11 protein-coding genes are annotated in these 12,877 nt (G+C 55.2%); 3 read left to right on the forward strand and 8 right to left on the reverse strand.

Annotated elements, in window-relative coordinates:
- Positions 1-2: 2 nt before the first annotated feature.
- The 8 genes from JAB8_RS00485 to pseB form a co-directional block, all read right to left on the reverse strand.
- Entirely contained in the window at positions 3-1,394 is a 1,392-nt protein-coding gene (locus JAB8_RS00485; protein ID WP_070287826.1) for an oligosaccharide flippase family protein, read from the reverse strand.
- Complete coding sequence (locus JAB8_RS00490) at positions 1,391-2,071, reverse strand: glycosyltransferase family 2 protein (RefSeq protein ID WP_070287828.1); 681 nt, start codon at positions 2,069-2,071, stop codon at positions 1,391-1,393. Before JAB8_RS00490 ends, JAB8_RS00485 begins: the two co-directional genes overlap by 4 nt.
- Entirely contained in the window at positions 2,068-3,147 is a 1,080-nt protein-coding gene (locus JAB8_RS00495) for an N-acetylneuraminate synthase family protein (RefSeq protein WP_254679409.1), read from the reverse strand. Before JAB8_RS00495 ends, JAB8_RS00490 begins: the two co-directional genes overlap by 4 nt.
- Positions 3,134-4,009, reverse strand: a complete 876-nt coding sequence (locus tag JAB8_RS00500; protein ID WP_070287831.1) for an SDR family oxidoreductase — start codon at positions 4,007-4,009, stop codon at positions 3,134-3,136. Before JAB8_RS00500 ends, JAB8_RS00495 begins: the two co-directional genes overlap by 14 nt.
- Positions 4,006-5,226 carry a DegT/DnrJ/EryC1/StrS family aminotransferase gene (locus JAB8_RS00505; RefSeq protein ID WP_070287833.1) on the reverse strand — a complete coding sequence of 407 codons (1,221 nt, stop codon included), beginning with the start codon at positions 5,224-5,226 and terminating at the stop codon, positions 4,006-4,008. Before JAB8_RS00505 ends, JAB8_RS00500 begins: the two co-directional genes overlap by 4 nt.
- Complete coding sequence (locus JAB8_RS00510; protein WP_070287835.1) at positions 5,223-5,981, reverse strand: glycosyltransferase family protein; 759 nt, start codon at positions 5,979-5,981, stop codon at positions 5,223-5,225. The genes JAB8_RS00505 and JAB8_RS00510 overlap by 4 nt, the downstream gene beginning before the upstream one ends.
- Positions 5,982-6,033: 52 nt before the next feature.
- Positions 6,034-6,966 carry an aldo/keto reductase gene (locus JAB8_RS00515; RefSeq protein WP_175445133.1) on the reverse strand — a complete coding sequence of 311 codons (933 nt, stop codon included), beginning with the start codon at positions 6,964-6,966 and terminating at the stop codon, positions 6,034-6,036.
- Between the two features lie 85 nt (positions 6,967-7,051).
- Positions 7,052-8,050, reverse strand: a complete 999-nt coding sequence (gene pseB, locus JAB8_RS00520) for a UDP-N-acetylglucosamine 4,6-dehydratase (inverting) (RefSeq protein ID WP_070287837.1) — start codon at positions 8,048-8,050, stop codon at positions 7,052-7,054.
- 1,074 nt (positions 8,051-9,124) lie between these two features.
- On the opposite strand from pseB, the gene wecB reads away from it, so the two are divergent.
- Genes wecB through JAB8_RS00535 form a run of 3 tightly spaced genes read left to right on the forward strand, consistent with a single transcriptional unit; the run spans position 9,125 to position 12,818 of the window.
- The gene (gene wecB, locus JAB8_RS00525; RefSeq protein ID WP_070287838.1) at positions 9,125-10,288 is read left to right on the forward strand and encodes a UDP-N-acetylglucosamine 2-epimerase (non-hydrolyzing); all 1,164 of its coding nucleotides are present in this window, start codon (positions 9,125-9,127) and stop codon (positions 10,286-10,288) included.
- Positions 10,289-10,307: 19 nt separating this feature from the next.
- A complete protein-coding gene (gene wecC, locus JAB8_RS00530; protein WP_071654365.1) occupies positions 10,308-11,576 on the forward strand; it encodes a UDP-N-acetyl-D-mannosamine dehydrogenase in 1,269 nt (422 codons plus the stop codon).
- 57 nt (positions 11,577-11,633) lie between these two features.
- Entirely contained in the window at positions 11,634-12,818 is a 1,185-nt protein-coding gene (locus tag JAB8_RS00535; protein WP_070287840.1) for a glycosyltransferase family 4 protein, read from the forward strand.
- Positions 12,819-12,877 lie beyond the last annotated feature (59 nt).

Below are 12,877 nucleotides of genomic sequence, written 5' to 3' on the forward strand. Positions count from 1 at the left end.
GTTCAGGGAGCGTGGGCGAATTGGCTGGCAAGCAGCGTACAGCCGCCGAGCATTAAGGTCGCCAATGCCGGTCCTTGCCATAACAGGCGAATTTGCCACCACTGGCGGGCGTGGAAAAATACGCCGATCGAGCGCAGCAGCATCATCGCGAAAAATCCGGCGTAGACGCCGAGCACGCCAAGCGCCAGCATCAATGCGGCCCAGGCGATCAGGCCAGCGATACTGGTGGCCAGTGTTACATTCATCAGCTGATGGCCCTTGCCATGCACCAGATAATAATTCTGGATGTGCCACCACGGAATCGACACGGCGTAGGCCGAGAACAGGAAAAACATTTCCAGTTCGAGATGCTGGTAGGGGCGCAAGGAAGGGCCGACTGCCTGGATCACCAGTGGCAGGATGAGCAGTACTGCACCGCCGAACAGACCGAGCGCCAGACCTTGCAGGCGGTAAAAATGGTGGTTCTTTGCTTCGACTTCGGTAATCGTCAATTCATGCACCAATTGGAAGAAGCGCGGACTCCACACTTGATTGAGCGAGGTGGCCACCAATTGCATGATTGACGAGATTGAATAGGCGAAGGTGAAGCGGGCCACATCATTGGGATTGAAAAAGTACTGAACGAGATAGGTGTTGCCATAGCCGCTCAGCCATCCGAGCAGGACAATCAGAACGAAGGGCGCGATACGCGCCAGTATCAGTCTGACGTCGCTGCCCTGCCGTGCAAAACCATACGAGGGTACTTTTTTCCACGTCAGCGCAGGCAGCGACAATAGCAGGCCCAGCGCAGTGCCGGCAAAAAAAGCGGGCACGGTGCGGATGGCTGCGAAGGCGAGAAAACCGGCCAGCAGGCCGGCCAGTGCGGGCAGCGAATTCAGGCACAGGGATGCCAGATGTTTTTCTTCGAGGCGTGTAAGCAGGGCCTGCAGGGTAAAAAATGCCGTGATGACGCCCGTTGCGGCGACCAACAGCAGTTCCGCCCATGATGCTGGCGTGTTGGAAACTATGAGGCGGTAGCTGAGCACGGTCAACATGGTCGACAGCGCGGCCAGCAGCAGGAATACCGTATTGGCGGCACTGAACAGACTGGTTCGTGCCTTTCCAGCGGGACGGTCTTTCAGCATGCCCACCACCGACTCCATGATGCCGGCGATAGCGAACGCGGTAATACCTGTTTGCAGCGCATAAAACAGGCCAAATTGCGCATACGCGTCTACCGGTAGCGAGTGAGCCAGCCACAGGAAAAGCAACAGTCCCAGGCCTTTTTGCACGCCAGCACTGCCCGCGTAAGCGATGGCAAATACGGCGCGCGAATTGAGGGCGGGGAGGGACTGTAGTGCGGCGCGTGCCCGCTCCTTGAGCGGAGCTTGCGAACCGGTGCGCGGTTCACTCATGTGCGCACGACGTACCGATGGCGGATGGTTCTGCAGATACCAATGGCAAGGGCGCGTACAATTTTCAGATTCGCGCTCAAGGTGGTCCCAAAACGGGGCTGGCCCAGGCGCTCCCTGGTCTTCAGTGGAAACTGGACGACAGGCGTGCCGGTCAGGACGCTATGGATCGCCAATTGCGTGCCAACCGACCGGTAGGTGTCGAATGCCCCCAGCTTTCGATATAGATCGATGTGATAACCTTTAACGCCGCATAATGGATCATCCATCCCCCACATGCGCTTGCCGACCAGGCAGAACAGGGTTTCGCCGAGCCGCTGCTGCACGTCGCGCACACCTACGGTGAGCCGGGCGCCAGCCTGCAATATGCCAACTGCGGCGACCAAGGCGGCAGTGTCATGCTGACCGTCGGCATCGATGGTAATCACATATTCACAACCGAGACGCGCCGCTTCTGCGAAGCCGCTGTCAATGGCCGCATCGTAGCCGCGGTTGATGCCGTGGCGCACGACCACTGCGCCGCCTTGCAGCGCCAGCGCGGCGGTGTCATCCGATGAGCCGTCATCGACAACAATTGGCAAGGCGATACCTTGCAGACCGCTGACGACCTGGGCAATCGTTGCGGCCTCGTTCCATGCTGGAATGACGGCCGCGATTTTTCCGCCGTGCTGCTGCCTCACGCCAGAGATCCGATGCTGATATGCTGGCCGGCGACGCCATTGACCGACAAGGTTTTTCCAACTACCTGGGTGATGCAGTATGGTGGCAACGCGTCTGCTGGGCAGGGACGCAGAAAATTCAGATGCTCGGCGCGTAGCACCGTGCCTGCTGGCAAGTCAGTGGCCAGGCGAATGGCGCGGCGTTGCAGAACCACGGTTTTGCTTTCGTTTTCTTCCACGCGTTTGATGCCCGTTCCCAGGGCAAATTCCAGTTCGCGCGTGCGCTCGACCATGTCGCGCCAAGAGGCAGGATCCATGGAGAAGGCATGATCAGGTCCGACTCGCTTGGTGTCGTCGGTGAAGTGTTTCTCGATCATGCGAGCACCAAGAGCAACTGCGCCGAGTACGGTTGCGTGACCTGGAGTGTGATCACTGAGGCCCAGCACCATGTGCGGGAACATTTCCCGATAGCATTTCAGTACGTTGAGCTGGATGTACTTGAAATTTTCAAGTTCTGCGGTGTAATTGGTGTTGCATTGCATCAAAGCGAGGTTCGGATTGATCGCCAGGCCTGCTGTAACGGCACGCAGCACATCGTCCATTGTCGAGGCACCTGTCGCCAAGATATAGGGCTTCTGCTTGGCAGCGATGTACTCGATGATTTCCACCCATGTGATGTCGCCAGAGCCCACCTTATACGCAGGAACGAACGGATCGATAGCATCAACCAGGTCGAGTGCGTAGGGGCTGGTGAAGAAGGTAATCCCCGCTTTTTTGCAGGTGTCAACCAGCGTTGGTGTCCACCCCAGGCCGACGGAGGCATCCTGGTAGACGTCGAACACGGACTTCTTCCATTTAGACTGGTGCGACTGGTCACCGCTAAGGGCCTTGAAGCCATGGTCGCTGACGATAGTGTCCGCCTTGAAATGCTGGAACTTGGCTGCATCGGCACCGGCTTCAGCAGCCATATAAATAAGGTCCTTGGCGCGTTCCAGGTCGCCGTCGTGGTTAGCGGCAATATCGGCGATGAAATACGTCGGACTATCATTGCTGATGGTCTTGTTATCAATCTTTAATTCGGAATTAACGCGCAGCATTTTCATATTCCTTACAAACGCTATAAATTTCTTTTTGTAAAATAGGCATTGGCATACCCATGGCTGCTTCAAACTTTGCCACATCAAGCCGCATATCTTTCGGGCGGTAGGCTGTCAGGGGGCTGCTACTGGAGCTGCCGCGGCGCATGTTTGCGCAGGACAGATTCAATTGCTGCGCCAACGCGAAGGCGAAATCGGCTTTTGACAAACCCTCTCTGCTGCCGACGTTGAAGACGCCCTGTATTGGGTGCGCGAGCACCTGCTCGATGAGCGAAACCAGCGTCCCGAGAGACAAGGGGCTGAATAGGACATCATCGAACACGGTGATGGATTCGCCCTGGCGCAGGGCTCGCACGAGCCAGTCGCTAAAGCTGGTGCGGCCCGGGCACTGGCTGACACCGAAGAAATTCGTGCGCAGAATCGTATGCGGCACGGTTGCAGCGGCCAGTTCACCTGCATATTTTGAAAAGCCGTAGTAGTTCGACAGCGCAACCTGATCTTCCCGGTGCGGGCCGGCCGCATTGTACACTTGATCGCTAGAAATATGGATCAGATGGACATGCCGGTCAGTGTCGCGCATCCACGCGGCAATATTCTCGACGATCCTGGTATTCACGAGGTAGGCTTGCTGCGGCGACCTCTCGCACTCGTCCACATTGGTCAGGGCGATCAGATTGATGATAGCATCCGGCATTGCCTGGTCCAGGCAGGCGCGCATGGCATCGTCTTGCGTCAGATCAACCCGCGCGCCCGCAGCGGACGCGTTGGTGAAGACCGCATGACCGCACTGGCGCAGGTATGGCACGAGCGTGCTGCCCATTAACCCTGTTGCTCCCAGTACCATTACACGCATCGGTGTCATTTCTCGAAACTTTGCAGCGTGGCGCGCAGGATTTCAGCCTGGCGTTCAGCATCAGCCAAGTTCCAGTAATTCGTCTTGAACTGCAGCAGACGCGGCGCGATGCGTTCGGCAACCGGGCACAGGCCAGGTTTGTATTGTGCGCGATTTTCCGCAGAGATGAAATCTTCACGGCCCAGCAGGTTCATGGTTTCGAACATCGGCTCCAGATACGTCAGCTTCCATGCCGCGTATACGCCGTCGCCACCCAACTCCACGAAACGATCGCGGAACTCATGCCAGGTAATATCCGTGTGGTCAAGGCGCGCCACCCAAGTCCAGTAGGTGTTGACGTATTCAGGGCCGACGAATTGCGGTTTGAACCAGTCAAAACCCTTGGCTGCATTCGTAAACAGTGCCGCAGCATCTACCCGTGTTTGCACCAGTGGCTCGATATTTTCGACCTGAGCCAGCGCTACTGCTGCGCACAGTTCGGGGATGCGGTAATTCCAGCCCATCGTCACGTGGCGCGAGTAGTATGGGTCTTGAATATCTTTCTTGGTAATCTTTGCCTTGGTTGCGCCGACACCAGCGTAGCCGAGCGACTGGACCTTGCGGATCTTCTCGGCCAGTTCAATGTCATCGGTGATAATCATGCCGCCTTCACCACTGCTCAGATGCTTCGAACTCTGGAAGCTGAAGCTGGCGCAATGGCCGAGCGTGCCGACGATTTTACCTTTGTATTTGCCGAGGAAGCACTGAGCATTGTCTTCAATGACGAACAAGTTGTGTTGCTTGGCCAATGCCATGATCGCATCCATGTCCGGCGACATGCCATACAGGGCCACGGTGATGATTGCGCGGGTTTTGGGCGTGATGCGTGCGGCGATCGACTCGGCACTGATCTGGAAGGTGTCGGCATCGACATCGGCAAATACTGGCGTTGCGTTTGCCTGCAGGACGGCAAAGGTTGTCGCGGACATCGTCAGTGGCGGTACAATGACCTCATCGCCTGGGCCGATGCCATACGCCTCCAGTGCCGCGTGCATGGTCGCCGTGCCGTTGACGAAGGAAATCGCATACTTGGCGTCGAAACGTTCGGCAAAGGCTTCCTCCAGGCGACGCATCATGCCCGAACCCTTCGAGCTTCGGAACTCCGAATCTATCACCTCGGTGACATATTTCAGTTCATTGCCATACAGTCTGGCGGCGGTCGCGGATGCTTGCTTTGTGGTCGTCATTTTTCCTCTGATTTCAAAGATTTAAAGTATCCCTCGTTGCGGATGGTGTCGGCATTGAGAAGACGAATGTGCGGATTCGATTCAAGCCACTTGATCACGGCCTGATATGGAACCAGCGGCTGGTCCTGAAACTGCGTATAGACATGCTGCATGAATTCGAGGTCCTGCGGCTTGTCCACAGTCCAGCGCCAATCCTGCAGTTCTGTATCATGGACAAAATTCAACGCCTTGAATAGGGCGCTGTTTTTCCAGATATATGGAGTCACGTGTTCGCGCTCGGAAGGTAGCTGCGCTTCGCGGTGCGCTGTTTCCAGCGCCGTGAAGGTGAATGCTTCGACGTCAAGACCCTCGGGGAAGGTCGGTGTAATTGTATTCGAACAGTAAGCGAGGCTGGTGTCTTCAAGCAGCAGTCGCACTGCACGGTCAATAATCTGCGGGTCCTTTAGCGGGTCGTCCGCCGTGATGCGGACAATGTGCGTAGCTCCATGCAGGCGCGCAGATTCATAATAGCGTGACAACACGTCATCCATTGAGCCACGGAATACGCGTGCAGCGCCACCCGCCAGCACATGTTCGACGAGGACGTCGTCGTCTTCGCTGAGCGACGTCGCCACGACGATTTCGTTGATCAGGCTGGCTGCAGAGACGCGTTCGATAATGCGATCGATCATGGTGCGGCCGGCAATATCCGACAAGACCTTGCGTGGCAAGCGGCTCGATCCCATTCGAGCTTGAATAATTGCAACAATTTTCATTTTTACTGTGTTCCTTGCATCGATGATTGCACGTGTTGCCGCGCACGCATGCTTACGCGTTCCATAATACGGGATTCAGGATGCGGACATCGTTGCAGCTGAAGTCGGCGAAATGAATCGGCGGAGGGGGCGGGAAATTGCCGAACAATTCATTCAATTGTTCAATGGACTCGACCCCTACAATAATACGCGCGATTTCCGGCGTTCCCAGCAAGTGATGCAGCGCTGCGTGCGCAGGACTGACGCCCGCCTGCGTGCAACTGTCGCGAAACGCCGTCAGCACTGGCCGAACGCTGTCAAAGTTAGGTGCCAGCGTGGCAGGATCGGCCAGTAGCAAGCCTTGCAAAAATGCTGATCTGGCATGGATCTCGATGCCTTTTTCGTTCAGGCGACGCAGCGTTCCCGACTCGATGAGCCGTCGGTCCAGCCAGTTTATTGGCAATTGCACAAGATCAATGGGGAACCGGTCTGCGATCTTTTCGGCTACTTCTCCGGTATAGGCGGATATGCCGATTTTTCGCACCAGTCCGGCCTCTTTCAGAGCCAACAGCTGCTCATAGACGTAGCCCCCGCCAGGTGCCAGCAGTTCGTCGGAGTTGTGAACCATCAAGCCATCGACTGAGGCACGTCGCAGCGTCCCCAGTGCGGCGCGCAAGGCTTCGGCCAGGGTTTGCGCATCAGCTGCCGTGAAGTCGGCTGGCAGGCGCGGCGTCTTGGTGATCATAGCAAAATGCCGGGCTTCTTCGGCGCACTGGCCGAGTACACTTTGCGAGGCGCCGTATTCATGCGCGGTATCGATGACCGAGAGGCCAAAGTTGCGGGCCGCGATCAGTATATTGCGTACCGCATCCTGCGAAGGCATGCCTTGGGTATTGAACCGGCCGTAGGACATGCCAAACTGGGCGGCACCTATGCCAAAACGCGCCAGCACTCCGGCGTTGAAAGGGAGGGGGGACTCGATCTTTCCTGGCGGGACTGGATTCAAATTTAACTCCTTACTTGCTTGCACAGTACCCGGCATTATATGCCGGGGTGTTTCGTTCGACAGTACAATGGGTGCGGCGTGACAATTAAACCTTGTCGATTTCGTTGGTGTGCTGTTCGATCCACGAGCGCAATTCAGGAATGCTCATCCATTCGCGGTTGTTGTCGCTGGAATAAACGAAGTTTTCTGGCACTTTGACGCCATCCTTGATGCGGAACGGATCTTCGCTCCAATTGTGAATCGCAGGCAGAATCTTGAAATGTTCCGCATATTCGTAGGTCAGCAAAGCATCTTCGGCGCTAATCATCTGCTCATGCAGTTTTTCGCCGGCACGAATGCCGATGGTTTCTTGCGTGCAGGTATCGTCGACGGCATTGGCAACATCGGTCACCTTCATTGATGGGATTTTCTTGACGTAGATTTCGCCGCCCTGCATATCTTCAAAGGCGTGCCACACTAGTTCGACGCCTTGTTCGAGCGTAATCATGAAGCGGGTCATGCGTGGGTCGGTAATAGGCAGTACGCCTTTATCCTTAATCGACAGGAAGAATGGGATGACCGAACCGCGCGAACCCATCACATTGCCATAGCGGACAACACCAAAGCGGCAGCCATCTGCGCCAGCATATGAGTTTCCTGCTACAAACAATTTATCCGATGCCAGTTTCGTCGCACCGTACAGATTCACCGGGCTACTTGCCTTATCCGTCGACAAGGCGACGACGCGGCGGACCTTCTTGTCTATGCACGCATCGATAAGATTCATCGCGCCGTTGATATTGGTTTTCACGCATTCAAACGGATTATATTCGGCAGTTGGGACAATTTTGGTGGCCGCAGCATGCACTACATAATCGACGCCATCCAATGCCCGGTACAGACGTTCACGATCACGTACATCGCCGATGAAGAAACGGATACGTGGATCGCCTTGAAAACGTTTTGCCATTTCCCATTGTTTCATTTCATCACGGGAATAAATAATGATTTTTTTGGGATTATATTTGGCGAGTGTCATTGGCACAAATTTATTGCCAAAGGAACCGGTCCCGCCCGTTACCAGAATGGTGGAATTTGTAAACATATTCGTTATGCCCTTAAGTTATTAAAATCCGATAATATCGCAGCCTACTTTTTGGCATGACGATTGCAGGGTAATATTGAGCCGGCGGCCATTCTTCTCGCAGTGACGAAGTCATATCCGCATGATTGAGAGAGGGCAACTGTCCGGATTGCCCGGTCGCGCAGCCCATTGTCACTGGCCTTGTGCAGATGGCAATCAGGAAAATGGTGTGTCGTGAACAGGGCTGATGTCAAGAACGACGTTGCTGAAGAACAGCACGCTAGCAATAGCGGTGTGCGCCATGGCAAGATCGTTGCACACTTCAGTGCATATTGCATATCCATGCCGCGCAACACAGTCTGCAAGCTTGCAGCCAGGATGAAGCGCACGATCTTATTGTATTAACTATAATAATTTCATGCTGGCAAGTTTCCTTTGCTTGTAGTGTCGGGACATAGCGTTAGTGGTGCCAACTTAGTTCGAATATGCTAGAGAAATGTGTGCGGCAATACTAGTGCTCGCAGGAATGACGGCTAACTTTACTTGATATGTTACTCGAAATTGTAGCAGGAACGAAGTACTTTTCGTGTTTCCCTTTCGCGTAAAGTCAACCTTTGCTTGGTATTCTTTCACGCTGCAGCGTATTGTCTTTAATGCATTGCATTGAAAATGCCCAGGTCCAAATGCCTTCCTCCGAGGTAGTATGTGTCAGCCAGCTGACTTCCGGCATCAAAGAATCGGGGACCAAGTTTCAAATCTCAATTGATTATTCGCGAAGTAAACGGTTATCATCTCAGACTCATGATTGTGGGGGGGCGCCAAATGGTGTATCTCGCACGTATCTGATTCGGGCGAGTGCGCTTGCCCGCCGCAGACCGGCAGCATGTCCCCGGAACGTATATATATGGCATGCGGTGTCCCGCTCTTGCAGGGCGTGGAACGGAGGGGCCGCCCAAGTGCGGCGGCGTCGACAGTTAATTTTCCTGCATCGTATCGCTCCAGCCGCCGGTATACGGGATACCGGTGGTTGTTGACGCTGCATTTTTTAGACGGTTTGACAAGGCTGAGGCTGATATAGCCCGGTCGGGAGATGCAATGAAGAAACAATTGAAAGTACTGACTGTATTCGGGACCCGTCCTGAAGCGATTAAAATGTCGCCTTTGGTGCGCCAACTGGCCCTGCATCCGGACATCGATAGCAAGGTTTGCGTCACGGCGCAGCACCGGCAAATGCTCGATCAAGTACTTGATCTGTTCGATATCAAGCCAGATTTTGACCTAGATATCATGCGCCCCGACCAGAATCTGTATACCGTCACGACCGATATTTTGCAAAATATTGCTGAAGTATTCGCCGAATTTCGTCCTGACTACGTGCTGGTGCATGGCGATACGTCAACGACATTCTGCGCCTCGCTGGCTGCGTTTTACCAGCGTATTCCAGTGGGCCATGTCGAAGCTGGGTTGCGCACGGGAAATTTGTATTCGCCCTGGCCGGAGGAGGCCAACCGACGGCTGACCAGCGTGCTCGCCGAGATGCATTTTGCTCCGACCACCGAGTCGAGTGCTAACCTGCTGAGGGAAAACGTCGACGCCGCTCGTATTGTCGTCACTGGCAATACGGTCATTGACGCCCTTGTCATGGTGTGTGACAAGTTGCGGGCCTCGCCACAGTTGTACCAAGAACAGGCCGCACTTTTTCCGTTCCTGCGCGAAGATGCGCGTGTCGTGCTCATTACTGGCCACCGCCGGGAAAATTTTGGCGGCGGTTTTGAACGTATCTGCGTCGCGCTGCAACGCCTGGCACAGCAATTCCCGGCCGTTGACTTCGTCTATCCCGTGCATTTGAATCCACATGTCCAGGAACCCGTAAATCGATTGCTGAGCGGTGTCTCGAATGTGCATCTGGTCGCTCCGCAGGAGTACTTGCCATTCGTCTTCCTGATGATGCGTTCCTATCTGATATTGACCGATTCTGGCGGTATCCAGGAAGAGGCACCTTCACTGGGCAAGCCGGTGCTGGTCATGCGCGACACTACCGAGCGGCCCGAAGCGCTGGCCGCTGGAACGGTGCGTTTGGTCGGCACCGATGTCGAACGTATCGTTGCCAATGTCACCGAGTTGCTCAGTGACGAGCAGGCATACGGAATGATGAGTTTTGCCCATAATCCTTACGGTGATGGAGCTGCGAGTGTCCGTATCATTGACGCGCTTCTAGCACATCATGTGCAGCAGACGGCCAAGCTGGCGGCACTTTAAATTCAACAGGAGTTATCAAGTGAATCAAAAATTCAATTCAATTTCAGTCATCGGTTTGGGGTACATCGGTCTGCCCACTGCAGCCATGTTTGCATCGCGAGGTGTCAAGGTGATTGGCGTTGATATTAGCCAGCACGCAGTCGATACCATCAATGCCGGCAAGATTCATATTGTTGAACCTGAACTGGACATGCTGGTACATGCCGCTGTCACCGAGGGCTGCCTGCGTGCAACTACCCGCCCGGAAGCAGCCGATGCCTTCCTGATCGCCGTGCCGACACCGTTCAAGGGTGTGCATGAACCAGACTTGAGCTACGTGCGGGCAGCGGCCGAATCGATCGCACCTGTGCTAAAAAAGGGCAACATCATTATTCTCGAGTCAACCTCGCCGGTTGGCACGACCGAGCAGATGCTGCAATGGATGCAGCTTGCGCGTCCCGACCTGCGTTTCCCGCTCAGTGCGGCTGACGCAGACGTCGATGTACACGTGGCATACTGTCCGGAGCGCGTACTTCCAGGTAATGTGGTGCATGAACTGGTGGCCAACGACCGCATCATCGGTGGTGTGACGGCGCGGTGTGCGGCGCTGGCCGCCGATGTGTACCGCATTTTCGTACGGGGAGAGTTGCTGCATACCAATGTTCGCACGGCGGAAATGAGTAAATTGGCTGAAAACGCCTTCCGTGATGTGAATATTGCTTTCGCCAATGAACTCTCTCTGATCAGCGATAAGCTTGATATTAATGTATGGGAGTTGATATCTCTCGCGAATCGCCATCCACGCGTCAATATTCTGCAGCCGGGCTGCGGGGTGGGTGGGCATTGTATTGCTGTCGATCCATGGTTTATTGTTGATAAAACGCCGGAGCAAGCACGTTTGATCCGCACTGCCCGCGAGGTCAACGATCACAAGCCGGAATGGGTGCTGACTCAGGTGCAAGAGGCGGTTGACGCACGGGTTGCGGCCGGGCAGGCCGAATCGACGCTGACGGTAGCCATGCTCGGTTTGGCATTCAAGCCCAACATTGATGACCTGCGAGAAAGTCCTGCCCTGAGCATTGCAGAAAAATTTGCTGCAACCACCGGCGCCCGCCTGTTATTGGTGGAGCCCAATATTGATGCCTTGGCTGGCTCGCTTGCGAAGCATGCGCTCGTCTCTGTCGATGACGCGGTTGCCCAGGCTGATATTCTCGTGTTGTTGGTTCGCCACAGCGACTTCAAGGGTATTGACGCCAAGCTGGCGCCTGGCGCCATGCTGTTGGATATCGTCGGCAACTCCTACGCCTGAGTATCGTTGGGTGGGCACTGTGTCAGGCGCTATTGCAGTAGAACAGAAGGAAAATGAATGAGAGTTTTGCTGTTAAGTTTTTATTACACGCCTGATCTGTGTCCGGGTTCGTTTCGCGCCGCGTCCCTGGCAGACGCCCTGCTGGCAACCTTGCCTGCCGGCTCCCATGTCGATGTAATCACGACCATGCCCAACCGTTACAGTAAATTTGCGGCTGTGGCGCCGGAAGTTGAGGAGCACGCAGGCCTGACGATTCGGCGTATTGGCTTGCCTGCGCATCAAAGCGGCATGGTCGATCAGTCGAAGGCTTTCCTTGCCTTTGCCCGCAGCGCAATCAAGCTGGCCAAATCAGCCCAATACGATCTGGTCTGCGCCACTTCCTCGCGCCTGATGACTGCTGTACTGGGTGCGTGGATCGCGAGGAACCGTTGCGCTGGACTGCATCTTGACATCCGCGACATCTTTGTCGACACGATCAAGGATGTGTTGCCCAAACATATGGCCGGAATCTTCAAGCCGGTGTTTTCCCTATTGGAAAGGTGGGCAATTCGCCGAGCCGACAAGGTCAACCTGATTTCCGCAGGGTTTGCCGGCTATTTCTCAAGTCGTTATCCGGATCAGAAATTTTCGTATTTCACCAATGGTATCGACGACGAGTTCTTGTATATCGGAACGGCCGAGCGGCCCGTTTCTGCTCCAGCGGCATCGCTGATTTCGATCGTCTATGCTGGAAATGTCGGTGAAGGACAGGGTTTGCATCTGATTTTGCCCACGCTTGCCAAGCGCTTGCGTGGTCGCGCACGGTTTACCGTGATCGGCGATGGCGGGCGGCGGGCGGCGCTGGAAAATGCGCTGAAGGAGGCTGGCAGCGACAATGTCGCCTTCCTGCCACCGATGAAACGACATGAATTGATCGCTGCATACCAGGCTGCGGATGTGCTGTTTGTGCACTTGAATGATTATGATGCGTTCAAGAAAGTGCTACCCTCGAAATTGTTCGAGTATGGGGCCAGCGGTAAGCCGATCTTGGCAGGGGTCGATGGCTATGCGGCGAAATTTGTTGCTGAGGAAATACCGAATGCGGCCGTCTTTTATCCCTGCGACGCAGATGCTGCCGTCACCGCTTTTGACCGTCTCTTGATCCGGGACACGCGCCGTGAGCAATTCGTGGCCAAGTTTTCCCGCGTAAACATCGCCAGGGAATTGGCCCGCGATATCATCGCCTCCTGCGGGAAGCCTTGAGTCATTGTGGAGGTTGCAATGTAGGGCAGCCTCTCTCCCCATGCGCGGTACGCCCGGAT

It is taken from the genome of Janthinobacterium sp. HH106, from assembly GCF_001758725.1.
Lineage (GTDB): Bacteria > Pseudomonadota > Gammaproteobacteria > Burkholderiales > Burkholderiaceae_D > Janthinobacterium.

What these genes read in the sequence shown, in the direction of transcription:
- JAB8_RS00495 (WP_254679409.1), bottom strand. Translation starts at nt 3,147, where the DNA reads ATGCTGCGCGTTAATTCCGAATTAAAGATTGATAACAAGACCATCAGC.
- JAB8_RS00500 (WP_070287831.1), bottom strand. Translation starts at nt 4,009, where the DNA reads ATGACACCGATGCGTGTAATGGTACTGGGAGCAACAGGGTTAATGGGC.
- JAB8_RS00510 (WP_070287835.1), bottom strand. Translation starts at nt 5,981, where the DNA reads ATGAAAATTGTTGCAATTATTCAAGCTCGAATGGGATCGAGCCGCTTG.
- JAB8_RS00505 (WP_070287833.1), bottom strand. Translation starts at nt 5,226, where the DNA reads ATGACGACCACAAAGCAAGCATCCGCGACCGCCGCCAGACTGTATGGC.
- JAB8_RS00535 (WP_070287840.1), top strand. Translation starts at nt 11,634, where the DNA reads ATGAGAGTTTTGCTGTTAAGTTTTTATTACACGCCTGATCTGTGTCCG.
- pseB (WP_070287837.1), bottom strand. Translation starts at nt 8,050, where the DNA reads ATGTTTACAAATTCCACCATTCTGGTAACGGGCGGGACCGGTTCCTTT.
- wecB (WP_070287838.1), top strand. Translation starts at nt 9,125, where the DNA reads ATGAAGAAACAATTGAAAGTACTGACTGTATTCGGGACCCGTCCTGAA.
- JAB8_RS00485 (WP_070287826.1), bottom strand. Translation starts at nt 1,394, where the DNA reads ATGAGTGAACCGCGCACCGGTTCGCAAGCTCCGCTCAAGGAGCGGGCA.